Annotated in this window: 11 protein-coding genes; 8 read left to right on the top strand and 3 right to left on the bottom strand. The window is 73.8% G+C overall.

Annotation, left to right across the window (positions count from 1 at the left end):
- Positions 1-23: 23 nt before the first annotated feature.
- Both ACZ562_RS07860 and ACZ562_RS07855 read right to left on the bottom strand, forming a co-directional pair.
- Positions 24-1,670: a DUF5691 domain-containing protein gene (locus tag ACZ562_RS07860; protein WP_471175040.1), complete on the bottom strand. Its 1,647-nt coding sequence runs from the start codon at positions 1,668-1,670 to the stop codon at positions 24-26.
- A 130-nt stretch (positions 1,671-1,800) separates the two neighbouring features.
- Positions 1,801-3,156, bottom strand: coding sequence for an SWIM zinc finger family protein (locus tag ACZ562_RS07855; RefSeq protein WP_471175038.1), 1,356 nt, complete (start codon positions 3,154-3,156; stop codon positions 1,801-1,803).
- Positions 3,157-3,301: 145 nt separating this feature from the next.
- Between ACZ562_RS07855 and ACZ562_RS07850 the strand changes: the two genes are divergently transcribed.
- The 4 genes from ACZ562_RS07850 to ACZ562_RS07835 are packed head-to-tail and all read left to right on the top strand — an operon-like array spanning position 3,302 to position 8,365.
- Positions 3,302-4,432 (top strand): ATP-binding protein, encoded by a 1,131-nt coding sequence (locus ACZ562_RS07850; RefSeq protein WP_471175036.1) that lies wholly within the window; start codon positions 3,302-3,304, stop codon positions 4,430-4,432.
- Complete coding sequence (locus ACZ562_RS07845) at positions 4,429-4,563, top strand: hypothetical protein (RefSeq protein ID WP_471175034.1); 135 nt, start codon at positions 4,429-4,431, stop codon at positions 4,561-4,563. The genes ACZ562_RS07850 and ACZ562_RS07845 overlap by 4 nt, the downstream gene beginning before the upstream one ends.
- Positions 4,564-4,607: 44 nt before the next feature.
- Complete coding sequence (locus tag ACZ562_RS07840) at positions 4,608-7,193, top strand: DUF5682 family protein (RefSeq protein WP_471175666.1); 2,586 nt, start codon at positions 4,608-4,610, stop codon at positions 7,191-7,193.
- Complete coding sequence (locus tag ACZ562_RS07835) at positions 7,190-8,365, top strand: VWA domain-containing protein (protein WP_471175032.1); 1,176 nt, start codon at positions 7,190-7,192, stop codon at positions 8,363-8,365. Before ACZ562_RS07840 ends, ACZ562_RS07835 begins: the two co-directional genes overlap by 4 nt.
- A gap of 200 nt (positions 8,366-8,565) precedes the next feature.
- Here the strand turns inward: ACZ562_RS07835 and ACZ562_RS07830 are convergent, their stop codons facing one another.
- Entirely contained in the window at positions 8,566-9,021 is a 456-nt protein-coding gene (locus ACZ562_RS07830) for a hypothetical protein (RefSeq protein WP_471175030.1), read from the bottom strand.
- On the opposite strand from ACZ562_RS07830, the gene ACZ562_RS07825 reads away from it, so the two are divergent.
- The 4 genes from ACZ562_RS07825 to sucD all read left to right on the top strand — a co-directional run bounded on the left by ACZ562_RS07825 (position 9,020) and on the right by sucD (position 14,406).
- Entirely contained in the window at positions 9,020-9,688 is a 669-nt protein-coding gene (locus ACZ562_RS07825; RefSeq protein WP_471175028.1) for a hypothetical protein, read from the top strand. The genes ACZ562_RS07830 and ACZ562_RS07825 overlap by 2 nt on opposite strands.
- Before the next feature lie 237 nt (positions 9,689-9,925).
- Positions 9,926-11,899 carry a hypothetical protein gene (locus ACZ562_RS07820; RefSeq protein ID WP_471175026.1) on the top strand — a complete coding sequence of 658 codons (1,974 nt, stop codon included), beginning with the start codon at positions 9,926-9,928 and terminating at the stop codon, positions 11,897-11,899.
- Between the two features lie 421 nt (positions 11,900-12,320).
- Complete coding sequence (gene sucC / locus ACZ562_RS07815) at positions 12,321-13,499, top strand: ADP-forming succinate--CoA ligase subunit beta (protein ID WP_471175024.1); 1,179 nt, start codon at positions 12,321-12,323, stop codon at positions 13,497-13,499.
- Between the two features lie 22 nt (positions 13,500-13,521).
- Positions 13,522-14,406 (top strand): succinate--CoA ligase subunit alpha, encoded by an 885-nt coding sequence (gene sucD / locus ACZ562_RS07810; RefSeq protein ID WP_471175022.1) that lies wholly within the window; start codon positions 13,522-13,524, stop codon positions 14,404-14,406.
- The last annotated feature ends 60 nt before the right edge of the window (positions 14,407-14,466 follow it).

The following is a 14,466-nucleotide window of genomic DNA, read 5'->3' as shown; positions in this document are numbered from 1 at the left end:
GTCAGGGCATCACCGGCCAGACTTCAGCCGACCCGCGCCGAACCCAGTTCGTCGGCCATCGCCGCGCGCAACCTCAGCGTGGTGACGAGCCGTTGGAAGGCCTCCGCCCAGTACCCCCCGGCTCCCGGTGACGCATCCTCCCGCTCGTCCGGTACCGCGAGCAGCCCGTCGAGGCGGGCCGCTTCGGACGGGTCGAGGCACCGCTCGGCCAGCCCCATCACTCCACTGAAGCTCCATGGATAACTCCCCGCGTCCCGCGCGATGTTGAGTGCGTCCACCACTGCCCGCCCGAGCGGCGCAGCCCATGGCACCGCACAGACGCCCAGCAGCTGAAACGCCTCGGACAGGCCGTGCGCCGCGATGAACCCGGCCACCCACGCGGCGCGTTCGGCGCCGTCGAGCGTGCCGAGCAGCTTGGCGCGCTCGGCCAGGGACACCGCTCCGGGGCCGCCGGCCTCGGGCGCCGAGGGTGCCCCGAGGAGCGCCCGCGCCCATTCGGCGTCCCGCTGCCGCACCGCGGCCCGGCACCATGCCGCGTGCAGTTCACTCCGCCAGTCGTCCGTCACCGGCAGCGCCACTATCTCCCGGGGCGTGCGTCCGCCGAGCCGCCCTGGCCACGTGCCGAGCGGGGCCGCCTCCACCAACTGACCCAGCCACCAAGACCGTTCGCCCCGTCCCGCGGGCGCCTTGGCCACGACACCGTCGCGCTCCATGCCCGCGTCGCACTCGTGCGGTGCTTCGACGGTGAGGACCGGCGCGCCTTGCGTGCGGTCGACGGACACGCACGCCCCGGCCCGGACCGCCATCCGCCCGGCGAGCGCCGAATCCGGCAGCGCCGACAGCAACTCAGCGGCCGTCGTCCTCACGTTGCGGCTTCGGTCGGCCAGCGTCTGCTCCAGGAACGGCTCGTCCTCCGGGCCCAGGCCCGTGCGCAGGGAGTCGAGGAACATCAGCCGGTCCTCCGCCCGCTCCGTCGCCCACGTCGTCGCGAGCAGCTCGCGCGCGGCGCCGGGCTCACGGGCGCGGATCGCCGCGAGAAGGGCGACCCGTTCCGCGAACAGCCCCTCCTGCCACAGCTGCCGCACCCGGTCCGGCTCCTCTGCGGGCGGCGGCGCCGCGCCCCCGCCGGGTGTCGCGCGCAGCGCGAACCGCCAGTCCGGGTTCAGCCGGGCGAGCCACACGGCGCGCGGCCCCGCGAACATCAGCGCCGCCGGCCGCAGGTCCGTACGACCGCGGGCCGCGTCCAGCAGCGCGGGCAGCGTCTGCGGGGGCGGTGCGTAGCCACGGGCGTTCGCGGCCGCCAGCCACTGCGGGAGCAGCTCCATGAGGTCCGGTGTGGTGCCTCTGCGGCCGCCGCCCGTGCCCGGCCGGTCGGACAGCAGCATCGACAGCCTGCGGGCCGCCTCAGCGGGCAGCGGCGGACGCGGGTCCTCGGGAGCCGGCTGCGGACGCTGCGCCGCCCGCGCCGCCCGCAGCCCGGCCCGCCGTCGTACGGTCTCCACGGCCGCCGCGTCCAGCAGCGCCACCGGAGCCTCCCGGCCCGGCTCACAGCCCGGCGGCGTACGCCGCTCCGTCCCGAGCAGGGCCGCGGTGACGAGCTCCTCCCAGGCACCCGGTGCGGGCGAATCCACCGAAGCCGTCTCGTCCGCCGGAGCGGGGGCCCTGTTCATGTGGTTCCTTTCGGCCGGGTTCCGCGGAGTCCGTGCCGCGGAGTGGTCGGAGGCTCATCGGTGACGGGTGTCCCGCGAGGCCGGACGAAGGCGCGGAGCGCGTGGGAAAGGGCGGTTCGCCGTACGGTGCTCAGCACAGCGGCACCGCCTCACCGGCGCCCGCCGGCCAGGCCGTCAGCGGGGTGAAGCCCCGATGGCCGCACTCGCCGAACACCTTGACCGGGGTGCCGCCCGAGAGGGCGACCAGGCGCCACAGGCCGGGCCGGGAGCAGGCCGAGGGAGTGAGCGGCAGCGCCGAGTCGCCCTCGGCGTCCGCCAGCTGCCACGAGCTGCCGTCCGGGGTCGGTATGACGTCGTCCAGCGTCACCGGGACCGAGTCCAGCCACGGGTCGCCCCGCAGAGCTTCGCCGTAGCGTGCCGCCGCACGGGCCGCCGTCACCCCCCTCGGCCGTATGGCCGCCGGTGCGGGCGGCGCGAACTGCTCGCCCAGGGACGCCCGCAGCTGCCCGGTACCCGGATACGCGGACACCTGAGCCTCCAGGGCGAGCCCCACCGGCAGCGCGAGTTCCGGCGCGCGGCCGGCCGCTCCATAGGAGAGGAGCAGTGCCGTACGGTCCGACTCCGCGCCGTACAGCCAGATCCGGCGGGTCGTCAGACGCGCGTCCGACGTGTCGTACTGGGCGAGGACCAGCCAGCGGTCCCTCAGCGGAGGGCCGTCAGCCGAGCCGGGCAGGCCGACGCGTGAACGGACCGTCGCCGCCAGGCCGTCCGGGAGCCGCTCGCGGCGCAGCCAGCCCTGGTCCAGGAGGTGCAGCAGCGCGCACTCCTCCAGCAGGCGCACCGGCCAGCCGGGACCGGACGACGGTATCGCCCCCAACTCCCTCACCCGCGCGGCCAGTCCGGAAGCCTGGGCGTCGACCATGCGGGCCGCGGTCTCCTCCCACAGCCCGTACCCCGCCTGCTCCGCGCCGGCCAGCCCGCCCCGCAGCAGATCCGTCAGCCGCTGCTCCAGCTCCGCCGCCCCCGCGGTGATCCGCTCGGCCCGCCGCTGAGCCCTGCGCCGCGCCGCCTCCGGATCACCCGAGCCGGAGGCGGAACCGGACGCCCCCGCCGTCCGTTTCTCCTCCGCACGCTTCCGCCTTCCCCCTATCCACTGCTCCGCCCACTCCGGAGGCTGGGCCGACGGCACCGCGCCGTCCCCGCCCGCCCAGAGCAGCAGCAGTCCGAGTGCGTGCTTGCACGGGAACTTGCGGCTCGGGCAACTGCACTTGTACGCGGGACCGGCCGCGTCCGCGATGTCGATGACCGTCTGATACGGCTTGCTGCCACTGCCCTTGCACAGCCCCCACAGCGTCCCCTCGTCAGAACTGCCCGCCTCGGACCACGGACCCGCCGCGCCGAGTTTGCTTCCCGCTTTGCGTGACGCGGCGTCAGGCGCCAGTGCCAGCACCTGATCCGCCGTCCAGCGCACCCCCTGCTGAGTCATGTCATCGAAGGTAGACCCCACCACTGACAATCGGTCCCGTCCACGACCCCGCCACAGCGTTTTCGCAGGTCAGGGCGCATTGTCAGTGCCGTGGTGCACGGTGGACACCAGATCCGAACCGGCCGAGCTGGAGGGGGCCTCAGCCATGTCTGTGTCCGTAGATCCGATGTCCGTGGAATCGCGCGAGAGGGAGCAGGCCGAAGCGTTGCGGCCGCACGCAGAGGACGCCTTCGCCGGCGAACTCACCGCGCTGGCCGCGCAGGACGACCGGCCGCGCCCGGCCCGCTGGAAGCTGTCGCCGTGGGCCGTCGCCACCTACCTGCTCGGCGGCACCCTGCCCGACGGCACGGTGATCACACCGAAGTACGTGGGACCGCGCCGCATCGTCGAGGTCGCCGTCACCACCCTCGCCACCGACCGCGCCCTGCTCCTGCTCGGCGTCCCCGGCACGGCCAAGACCTGGGTGTCCGAGCACCTGGCCGCAGCGGTCAGCGGCGACTCGACGCTGCTCGTGCAGGGCACGGCCGGCACCCCGGAGGAGGCGATCCGGTACGGGTGGAACTACGCCCGGCTGCTCGCGCACGGTCCGAGCCGTGACGCCCTCGTGCCCAGCCCGGTCATGCGGGCCATGGCGGAGGGCATGACGGCCCGCGTCGAGGAGCTGACCCGCATCCCGGCCGACGTGCAGGACACCCTCATCACGATCCTGTCGGAGAAGACACTGCCGATACCGGAGCTGGGGCAGGAGGTACAGGCGGTCCGCGGCTTCAACCTGATCGCGACCGCCAACGACCGCGACCGCGGGGTCAACGACCTCTCCAGCGCCCTGCGCCGCCGCTTCAACACAGTGGTGCTGCCGCTGCCGGAGAGCGTCGAGGCCGAGGTCGACATCGTCTCCCGGCGCGTCGACCAGATCGGCCGCTCCCTCGACCTGCCGGCCGCACCGGACGGCATCGACGAGATCCGCCGCGTGGTGACCGTCTTCCGGGAGCTGCGCGACGGCGTCACCTCCGACGGCCGTACGAAGGTGAAGTCGCCCAGCGGCACGCTGTCCACCGCCGAGGCCATCTCCGTCGTCACCAACGGCCTCGCGCTCGCCGCCCACTTCGGCGACGGCGTGCTGCGGGCCGGTGACGTCGCAGCGGGCATCCTGGGCGCCGTCGTGCGCGACCCGGCGGCCGACCGCGTCGTCTGGCACGAGTACCTGGAGGCGGTCGTCCGCGAGCGCGACGGCTGGAAGGACTTCTACCGGGCCTGCCGGGAGGTGAGCGCGTGACCGACCGCGGATGGGGGTTCCGCTTCGGGCGTCCCGCGGAGGACGGCCGCGATGTCGTGGTGTACGGCGAGGTCAGGAACGCGCTCGGGGACGACTCCACTTGGTCCCGGAGGAAGAGGGGGACGGCGTGACAGGTGCTGACGAGTCCGGGAACTGGTGGCCCGGCGAGGGACCGCTGCTGCTCGGCGTGCGGCACCACGGGCCGGGGTCGGCGCGGGCCGTGCGGGCGGCGCTGGCCGCGGCCCGGCCACAGGCCGTGCTGATCGAGGGGCCGCCCGAGGCCGACGCCCTGATCCCGCTGGCCGCCGACGAGGACATGCGACCGCCGGTCGCCCTCCTCGCCCACGCCGTGGACGAGCCCGGCCGCTCGGCGTTCTGGCCGCTGGCCGAGTTCTCCCCGGAATGGGTCGCGATCCGCTGGGCCCTGGAACACGGTGTCCCGGCCCGCTTCATCGATCTCCCGGCCACGCACACGCTGGCATGGGAGAGGGAAGCGGGAGACCCGCCTGAGGGGGAGGAAGCCGGGGGACCCGCGCGTGGCGCCGACAAGCCCGCGGGTGCGGGGGAGAGCTCCGACGAGCCCATGGGCGCACGTGAAGACGACGACGCGCACGCGACCCGCCTCGACGTCCGGGTCGATCCGCTCGCCGTGCTCGCGGAGACCGCCGGCTACGACGATCCCGAACGCTGGTGGGAGGACGTCGTCGAGCACCGCGGCCCGGGCGATGGGGACGCGTTCGCGCCGTTCGGTGTGCTCGAGGAGGCCATGGGGGCGCTGCGGGAGACGTACGGCAGCGGGGGGCACGACCGGGATCTCGTGCGGGAGGCGTACATGCGGCTCCAGGTGCGGGCCGCACAGCGCGAGGTCGGGGACGCCGTGGCCGTGGTCTGCGGTGCCTGGCACGTGCCCGCACTGCGGCAGAAGACCACTGTCGCGGCGGACCGGGCGCTGTTGAAGGGGCTGCCCAAGGTCAAGGCGGACATGACATGGGTGCCGTGGACGTACCGCAGGCTCTCCAGGATCAGCGGCTACGGCGCGGGCATCGACTCGCCGGGCTGGTACGGGCATCTGTTCGGTGCACCGGACCGGCCCGTCGAGCGGTGGCTGACCAAGGTGGCCGGGCTGCTGCGGGCCGAGGACCGGATCGTCTCCTCGGCGCACGTCATCGAGGCGGTGCGGCTGGCCGAGACGCTCGCCGCGATGCGCGGCCGCCCGCTGCCCGGCCTGAGCGAGACCACCGACGCCGTGCGGGCGGTGATGTGCGAGGGCTCGGACGTGCCGCTGGCGCTGGTGCACGACCGGCTGGTCGTGGGAGATGTGTTGGGGGAGGTGCCGCGGACGGCGCCCGCGGTGCCGTTGCAGCGCGACCTCGACCGGATCCAGCGCGGACTGCGGCTCAAACCGGAGGCGCTGGAGCGCGAGTTGGAGCTCGACCTGCGCAAGGAGACCGACGCAGGGCGCAGCAGGCTGCTGCACCGGCTGCGACTGCTCGGCGTCGCCTGGGGCGAGCCGGTCGCCTCGCGCGGCAGCACCGGCACGTTCCGCGAGACGTGGCGGCTGCGGTGGGAGCCCGAGCTGTCGGTGCGGGTCGCCGAGGCGGGCGTGTGGGGTACGACCGTGCTGGCCGCCGCGACCGCCAAGGCCGAGGCCGACGCCGTCGCCGCGCCAGGGCTCGCCGAGGTCACCGCGCTGGCCGAGCGCTGTCTGCTGGCCGAACTGCCGGACGCCCTGCCGGTGGTGATGCGGGTCCTCGCCGACCGGGCGGCGCTCGACGCGGACGTCGGCCACCTCGCCCAGGCCCTGCCGGCCCTGGTCCGCTCCCTGCGCTACGGCGATGTACGCGGCACGGACACGCACGCGCTGGCGGAGGTCGCCGCGGGCATCGCCGAACGGATCTTCGTCGGCCTGCCCCCTGCCTGCACCGCGCTCGACGCCGACGCGGCCGACGAGATGCGACGCCATGTGGACGCGGTGCACGGAGCGGTGGGGCTGCTGGGCGACGTTCCCGCAGGGGGACACCGTCCGGAGGCCCTGCCGGGCACCGGTTCGGCACCGGGGCTGGTGGCGGCGGGGCCGTCGGGTCACGTCCCCGGCCCCGGGGAGGCGGGGCCGGCGGGTCGCGTTCTCGCCCCGGGACACAGGGAGGCGGGACCGGCCGCCGAGGCCGCCGCACTCGGGCACGGCAACCTCCGCGGTCGCTGGTGCGCGGTGCTACGGGCGCTGTCCGGCCGGGACCGTGTGCCCGGCGTCATTCGGGGGCGGGCAGTGCGGCTGCTGCTGGACGACGGGGAGCTGGCGCAGGGCGAGGCGGCGCGGCTGATGGGTCTCGTGCTGTCGCCGGGGACGCCTCCCCAGGACGGGGCCGCGTGGATCGAGGGCTTCGTCGGCGGCGGCTCCGGGGGCGGGATGCTCCTCGTCCACGACGAGCGGCTGCTCGGCCTGGTCGACGCCTGGCTGACCGGCGTGCCGGCGGAAGCGTTCACGGATGTGCTGCCCCTGTTGCGGCGCACCTTCTCCGCGTACGAACCGGGGGTGCGCCGGACCCTGGGCGAGCTGGTCCGGCGGGGACCGGAGGCGCGGGGCAGCGCGACGACCGCCGGTTCCGGCATACCCGGCTTCGCGACCGGCCTCGATCCCGGCCGCGCGGACGCCGTACTGCCGGTGGTGCGGCTGCTGCTGGGCCTGGGCGGAGACAGCGGCAACGACAACGACAACGACGAGGCCGCCGAGGACAACAACCCGGTGGGGGTGGGCAGATGACGACGACCGTGCCGATGGACCCGACGCAGGAGCGGCTGCGGCGGTGGCGGCTCGTGCTCGGGGGCGACGCGGCCGACGGCACCGGGTGCGCTCTCTCCGGGCAGGACGCCGCGATGGACGGAGCGCTCGCCGCGCTCTACGGAAAGGGGGACAAACCGCCCACAGGGAGGGCGGGGCGGGACCGTTCGGCGGGGCTCGGAGCGTCGGCGCCGTCCGTGGCGCGCTGGCTCGGTGACATCCGGACGTACTTCCCCTCCTCCGTCGTGCAGGTCATGCAGCGCGACGCCATCGACCGGCTCGGGCTGTCCACGCTGCTCCTCGAGCCGGAGATGCTGGAGGCGGTGGAGGCCGACGTGCACCTCGTCGGCACGCTGCTCTCCCTCCACAAGGCGATGCCGGAGACCACGAAGGAGACGGCGCGGGCCGTCGTGCGCAAGGTCGTCGAGGACCTGGAGAAGCGGCTCGCCACCCGCACCCGCGCGACGCTCACCGGTGCCCTCGACCGCAGCGCCCGCATCAACCGGCCGCGCCATCACGACATCGACTGGAACCGCACGATCGCGGCCAACCTCAAGCACTACCTGCCCGAGTACCGGACGATCGTGCCGGAGCGGCTCATCGGCTACGGGCGGGCGTCCCAGTCCGTGAAGAAGGAAGTCGTCCTCTGCATCGACCAGTCGGGGTCCATGGCGGCGTCCGTCGTGTACGCGTCCGTGTTCGGGGCGGTGCTGGCGTCCATGCGGTCGATCGGCACGCGGCTCGTCGTGTTCGACACGGCCGTCGTCGACCTGACCGACCAGATCGACGACCCGGTCGACGTCCTCTTCGGTACGCAACTGGGCGGCGGTACGGACATCAACCGGGCACTCGCGTACTGCCAGTCGCAGATCACCCGGCCCGCGGAGACGGTCGTCGTGCTGATCAGCGACCTCTATGAAGGGGGAATCCGGGACGAGATGCTCAAGCGGGTCGCGGCGATGAAGGCGTCGGGGGTCCAGTTCGTCGCGCTGCTCGCACTGTCGGACGAGGGGGCGCCCGCGTACGACCGCGAGCACGCGGCAGCGCTCGCCGCGCTGGGCGCGCCGGCCTTCGCCTGTACGCCCGACCTGTTCCCGGAGGTGATGGCGGCGGCGATCGAGAAGCGTCCGCTTCCGATACCGGACACCGCGTGAGAAGCCTGGGGTCCGGGGGGCTCGCTGACGATTTGTCGACCCGGTGGCGTCCGGCTCCGGCCAGCAAAACGGACATGACTACCCATCGGTAACGGAGGGCTTGCGCAACCTCCCGAGTCCCGTGCGAGGATCGACGCCCGTCAGCGGTGTGTCGCCGCTCCGCTCACGCAGCCCCGTTCCGCCGCACGGGAGGACCCTCCCTACTTGACCTGGCCGGCAGCTCTGCCCGTGGCCGCTTTGCGCGTGATGCGCACGGCGGCCGGACGGCGTGCGCTGCAAGTGGCACTGCTGGTGGGCGGGTTGTTCGCGCTCGGGTTCCTCTGCGGGGAGCAGGCGCATGCGGCGGACGGCGTGCCGTCGGTGACCGCGACGACGTCGGAGGCCTCCGCGCCCTCGGCCGAGGCGGTCTCCTCGGCTTCGGCGGACGGCGTCCGGTCGTTGGCGAAGAACTCGGCCGGACGGCTGGTGAACGCCCCGGCTGAGACGGCACGCCACGACGCGGCATCTCCGGCCGAGCCGCCTCGGCCGGACCCCACGCCGTCGGCCGAGCCGCCGCGGCAGGACCCCCCGCCGTCGGCCGAGCCACCTCGGCAGGACCCCCCGCCGTCGGCCGAGCCGGCGGTCCACAACTCGGCGGCCACGGTCGTGCCTTCCATGCCCCACTCGGTGGACCATGTCGTGCAGCCGGTCGGGGACCTGGTCGAGACTGTGACCGAGGAACCGTCCGAGGGACTGTCCGAGGAACCGTCCGAGGAACGGTCCGAGGATCTGTCCGAGGAACGGTCCGAGGATCTGTCCGAGGAACTGTCCGAGGAATTGTTCTGGGCGCGGGCGAAGGCGCCGCAACTGCCGGCCCTTCCCGCCCTCCCCGCCTTGCCCTGCCTCCCCGCCATCCCAGGTCCACCCGGCCTGCCCGCGCTCCCGGGTCAGACGCTCCCGGCGCCGGTCACCGTGCCGCAGCCGTCGTCGGCCTCCCCGGTGACCTCGCCGGGGGGCGCGCACGAGGCGGAAGGCGTCGTGTACGGGCCGTACCTCGCCACCGGAACCACCGGAACCACCGCAGTCCATGCCTCGGCGCCCGCCGACCGGCACCGGATCGCACCCGCCGTAGGCCACGCGCCCGAGCACCCGGCCCCCACCGGTCCGGGCGGCGCGCTGGACGGCAAGCCGGCCGTCGACGGCGGCACGTCGCGGTACGGCGACGCGCACGCCGTCACTCCGAACCGCCGCGCGCCGCTGCGGCTCGCGCCCGGTGTCGCCGTGGGCGTCGACCCGCCCGAGATCCGGGACAGGCACCGGGACATTCCCGTTTCCCCCGCCTAGAGCAGACCGCTTCCCCCCGCCGTAGACCTGCCGCGCGGGGGCGGAACAGGTCTGCCCGCCCGTCCGGACACCCCTGCGAGCTCCGGACGGAAGCCCACCGGGGCCGTATCCGATTCCGCTGGTCCCCAACTCCCCGGACCGCGACCGGAACCGGCGCCGGAATGTCCCCAAGCCTTCCGAAGTCCCGGAACTCCCAAGGAGCTTCGGAACTCAAGGATCTAAGGATCTGACGCACACATGAACAAGAACATCCGCCGCTCCATCGTCATGGCCGCCGGTGTCACCGGCGCGTGGGCGCTCGGTTCCACCGTGGCCAGCGCCGACGAGCTGCCGGCCCCCTCCGTGTCCACGCCGGACGCGACCACCGACATCCCCGACGGCACCGACGTCACCGACACGGTCGGCGCGGTCACCGACTCCGCCGACCGTGTCGTCTCCGACGTGCGGGACACCGTCGCCAGTGGCGCGCCCTCGAAGGTCACGGACGCCGCAGCCGACGCCCTCGGTACCGCCGACGACGCCGAGCAGACGGTCCCCGCCGACACCGCGGACCAGGCCCGCCGGTACGTAGACGCCAAGGTCACCGTGCCGCACGGGGCCGAGGCCAAGGCCGCCCAGGTCATCCGGGGCGCCGAGGCCGCCCGCGCCGAGAAGGCCGTGAAGAAGGCCGAGGCCGGCGCTGCCTCGGCCGCCGCCGGAGTGAAGGCGCCGTCCACGCCGGACGTCCCGCAGGACGGCCGGGGCGCCATCGACTACCTCTTCGGCCCCCTCTCCGCCTTCGCGCCCGAGCTGGAGCAGGCCCTCGCCGGCGCCCGGACGAAGCTCCCGGGGGTCCAGTCGGCCGCCCGCGCCCAGGCCCAGGGCGTCGACGGCGTCGTACGGACGAAGGCGCAGCACACGGTCGCCGGCGCGGGCCGTTCCGCGGCCGGAGTGACCGATGCCGGCCAGACCGCGGCCGCCGGTGCCCAGGGCCGTGCCGTCGGCGTGGTCGCCACCGCCCAGGGCGAGGCCACCGCCGTCACGACGGCGGCCAAGACCTCCGTCTCGTCCGTGCCGAGCCACGTCACGGGCACGGTCGGCGGGGTGAAGCAGCAGGTCGTCGGCACGGTCACGAGCGTGCCCGGGACGGTCACCCCGGTCGTCGAGCAGACGTCGGCCGCGGCCGTCCCGCCGGTGGCGACCGCCGCCGTGGACGGCGTGCTGCCGGTCGCCGGTCACGCGGTCGCCGGCGTCGTGCCGGTCGCCGGGCAGGCGGTGGCCGGGGCCGCGCCCGTCGCCGGCCACGCGGTGGACGGGGTGACGCCGGTCGCCACCGGCGCCGTGGGCGGAGTGACGCCGGTCGCCACGGGCGCCGCGGCCGGGGTCCACCGGACCGTCGGGCACACCGTCGACTCCGCGACCGCGCTGGCGTACGGCGTCGCCGCCGACGTCCAGCCGATCGCCGCCGGAGCCGCCCGGGGCGCGCACCCCGTCGCGGGCGGGGTCGTGCAGGGCGTGCAGTCGGTCGTCGGGGGCGTCGCCGCGGACGTGCCCGGATACGCGACCGGTGTCGCCGCCGGGGTGCCGGCGTACGCCGGCGGTGTCGTCGGCGACGCGGTTCCCTGCGCCACCGGCCTGGCCGCCCAGGCCGGTGGTGACGCCACGGGCGCCGCACTGCCGCCCCTCGCGAACACCGCGGTGCACGGCGTGCGGCCCGTCGCCGGGCAGGCAGTCGCGGACGCGAGCGGACCGGCGTACGGCGTAGCGCACGAGGTGCGGCCCTTCGCGGGCGGTGTCGCCGGTGCCGTACCGCCGCTCGCGCACGGCGTGGCCGGGCACGCGGTCCCCTTCGCCGAGGGCGTTGCCGGCGAGGTGCCGCCGTTCGCCGGCGGGGCCACCGGTGCGGTCCGGCCCGTGGCCGACACCGTCGCCGAGGCCGTCCGGCCCGTCGTGCAGGGGGTGGGCGGCAGTGCCACGACGCTGGCGTACGGCGTCGCGCACGAGATGCGGCCCTTCGCCGGCGGTGTCGTCGGCGAGGTCGGCCCGTTCGCCCACGGTGTCGTCGGCCAGGCCGCGCCCTTCGCGCAGAACCTGACGGGGACCGCCGAGGCGACCGGCGGCCCGCTGGCCGGCCACGCCGTGACCGGTGTCGACGGCGTCGCCGAGTCGATCACCCCCGGCTATGTGCAGGACGTGCGGAACGCGCACTACGGCAGCGCCTACGGCATCTGACCGTCGCGCACGACCGGCTCCGCGAGGCGGCAGACCCGGACGGCCGAAAGCCGTCGGTTTCGTCCGGGCGAAACCTCGTGGATGGGGCCGGGCGGTCCCCATCGGGGTGCGGATCACCAGCCCCGCGCCCCGCACAGGGGCTGTTCACGGGCCCTCACCGGGTCGACACCGGCCCGGTGAGGCCTCTCACCCCCGGCACGCCGTGCCGGGGAACCCTACATCATGTGACAGGTATCACCGCTCAGATGTGACCCGCGATTTAGAGGCCCCCTGCAAGCAGAGATAACCTGCGAGACGGACATGCCGCGCGCTCGGACACCGTGTGCGCCTCCCTTGTGACAGACGGCGGACGTCACGTTGCCCTTCGCGGCACGCCCACGCATCCAACGAACCGCGAGATCACTGATAGGGACGGAAGCGCGTGGACCTGTTCGAGTACCAGGCGAGGGACCTCTTCGCCAAGCACGATGTACCGGTGCTGGCCGGTGAAGTCATCGACACGCCTGAGGCGGCCCGCGCAGCCACCGAGCGTCTCGGTGGCAAGTCCGTCGTCAAGGCCCAGGTGAAGGTCGGCGGCCGTGGCAAGGCCGGTGGCGTGAAGCTCGCCGCCACCCCGGACGAGGCCGTCGCCCGCGCGACGGACATCCTCGGCATGGACATCAAGGGCCACACGGTCCACAAGGTGATGATCGCCGAGACGGCCCCGGAGATCCTGGAGGAGTACTACGTCTCCTTCCTCCTCGACCGTGCCAACCGCACCTTCCTCTCCATCGCGTCCGTCGAGGGCGGCATGGAGATCGAGGAGGTGGCGGCCACCCGTCCGGAGGCCGTCGCCAAGACGCCGATCGACGCCAACGAGGGTGTGACCCCTCAGAAGGCGCGTGAGATCGTCGAGGCCGCGAACTTCCCGGCCGAGGTCGCCGACAAGGTCGCCGACGTCCTCGTCACGCTGTGGAAGACCTTCATCGCCGAGGACGCGCTCCTCGTCGAGGTCAACCCGCTGGCCAAGGTCGCCTCCGGTGACGTCATCGCCCTGGACGGCAAGGTCTCCCTGGACGAGAACGCCGAGTTCCGTCAGCCGGAGCACGAGGCTCTCCAGGACAAGGAGTCGGCCAACCCGCTCGAGGCCGCCGCCAAGGAGAAGAACCTCAACTACGTCAAGCTCGACGGCGAGGTCGGCATCATCGGCAACGGCGCGGGTCTCGTCATGAGCACCCTGGACGTCGTCGCGTACGCCGGTGAGAACCACGGTGGCGTCAAGCCCGCCAACTTCCTCGACATCGGCGGCGGCGCCTCCGCCGCGGTCATGGCGAACGGCCTGGAGATCATCCTCGGCGACCCGGACGTCAAGTCCGTCTTCGTCAACGTCTTCGGTGGCATCACCGCCTGCGACGAGGTCGCCAACGGCATCGTGCAGGCCCTCAAGCTCCTTGAGGGCAAGGGCGAGGAAGTCACCAAGCCGCTGGTCGTCCGGCTGGACGGCAACAACGCCGAACTGGGTCGTCAGATCCTCTCCGACGCCAACCACCCGCTGGTGCAGCGCGTGGACACCATGGACGGCGCGGCCGACAAGGCCGCCGAGCTCGCGGCTGCGAAGTAAGGGAAGAGGGACACAGACAGCCATGGCTATCTTCCTCAACAAGGACTCCAAGGTCATCGTCCAGGGCATGACCGGTGCCACGGGCATGAAGCACACCAAGCTCATGCTGGCCGACGGCACGAACGTCGTCGGTGGCGTGAACCCCCGCAAGGCGGGCACGTCCGTCGACATCGACGGCACCGAGATCCCGGTCTTCGGCACGGTCGCCGAGGCGATGGAGAAGACGGGCGCGAACGTATCCGTCCTCTTCGTCCCGCCGGCCTTCGCCAAGGCCGCCGTCGTCGAGGCGATCGACGCCGAGATCCCGCTCGCGGTCGTCATCACCGAGGGCATCGCGGTCCACGACTCGGCCGCGTTCTACGCGTACGCGGTCGCGCAGGGCAACAAGACCCGGATCATCGGCCCCAACTGCCCCGGCCTCATCACCCCGGGCCAGTCGAACGCCGGCATCATCCCGGGCGACATCACCAAGCCGGGCCGCATCGGCCTGGTCTCGAAGTCGGGCACGCTGACGTACCAGATGATGTACGAGCTGCGTGACATCGGCTTCTCCTCCGCCGTCGGCATCGGTGGCGACCCGGTCATCGGTACGACGCACATCGACGCGCTCGCCGCGTTCGAGGCCGACCCCGACACCGACCTGATCGTCATGATCGGTGAGATCGGCGGCGACGCCGAGGAGCGGGCCGCGGCCTTCATCAAGGAGAACGTGAAGAAGCCGGTCGTCGGCTACGTCGCGGGCTTCACCGCGCCCGAGGGCAAGACCATGGGCCACGCCGGCGCCATCGTCTCCGGCTCATCCGGCACGGCCGCCGCGAAGAAGGAGGCCCTCGAGGCCGCCGGCGTCAAGGTCGGCAAGACGCCGACCGAGACCGCCAAGCTGGCCCGCGAGATCCTCGCCGGCTGAAGCTGAGGCAGAGCCTGGAGCTCAAGCAGCAGGCAAGGGCCCGCACCCCCGGGGGTGCGG

The organism is Streptomyces sp. NPDC040410 (assembly GCF_055595715.1).
Note: the sequence above shows the minus strand (reverse complement) of the source record. Positions and strands in the feature narration are given on the sequence as shown.

Bases quoted from the DNA above. Each gene is read 5' to 3' on its own strand.
- ACZ562_RS07850 (WP_471175036.1), top strand. From the start codon at position 3,302: ATGTCTGTGTCCGTAGATCCGATGTCCGTGGAATCGCGCGAGAGGGAG.
- ACZ562_RS07825 (WP_471175028.1), top strand. From the start codon at position 9,020: ATGCCCCACTCGGTGGACCATGTCGTGCAGCCGGTCGGGGACCTGGTC.
- ACZ562_RS07830 (WP_471175030.1), bottom strand. From the start codon at position 9,021: ATGGAAGGCACGACCGTGGCCGCCGAGTTGTGGACCGCCGGCTCGGCC.
- ACZ562_RS07835 (WP_471175032.1), top strand. From the start codon at position 7,190: ATGACGACGACCGTGCCGATGGACCCGACGCAGGAGCGGCTGCGGCGG.
- ACZ562_RS07855 (WP_471175038.1), bottom strand. From the start codon at position 3,156: ATGACTCAGCAGGGGGTGCGCTGGACGGCGGATCAGGTGCTGGCACTG.
- ACZ562_RS07820 (WP_471175026.1), top strand. From the start codon at position 9,926: ATGAACAAGAACATCCGCCGCTCCATCGTCATGGCCGCCGGTGTCACC.
- ACZ562_RS07860 (WP_471175040.1), bottom strand. From the start codon at position 1,670: ATGAACAGGGCCCCCGCTCCGGCGGACGAGACGGCTTCGGTGGATTCG.
- sucD (WP_471175022.1), top strand. From the start codon at position 13,522: ATGGCTATCTTCCTCAACAAGGACTCCAAGGTCATCGTCCAGGGCATG.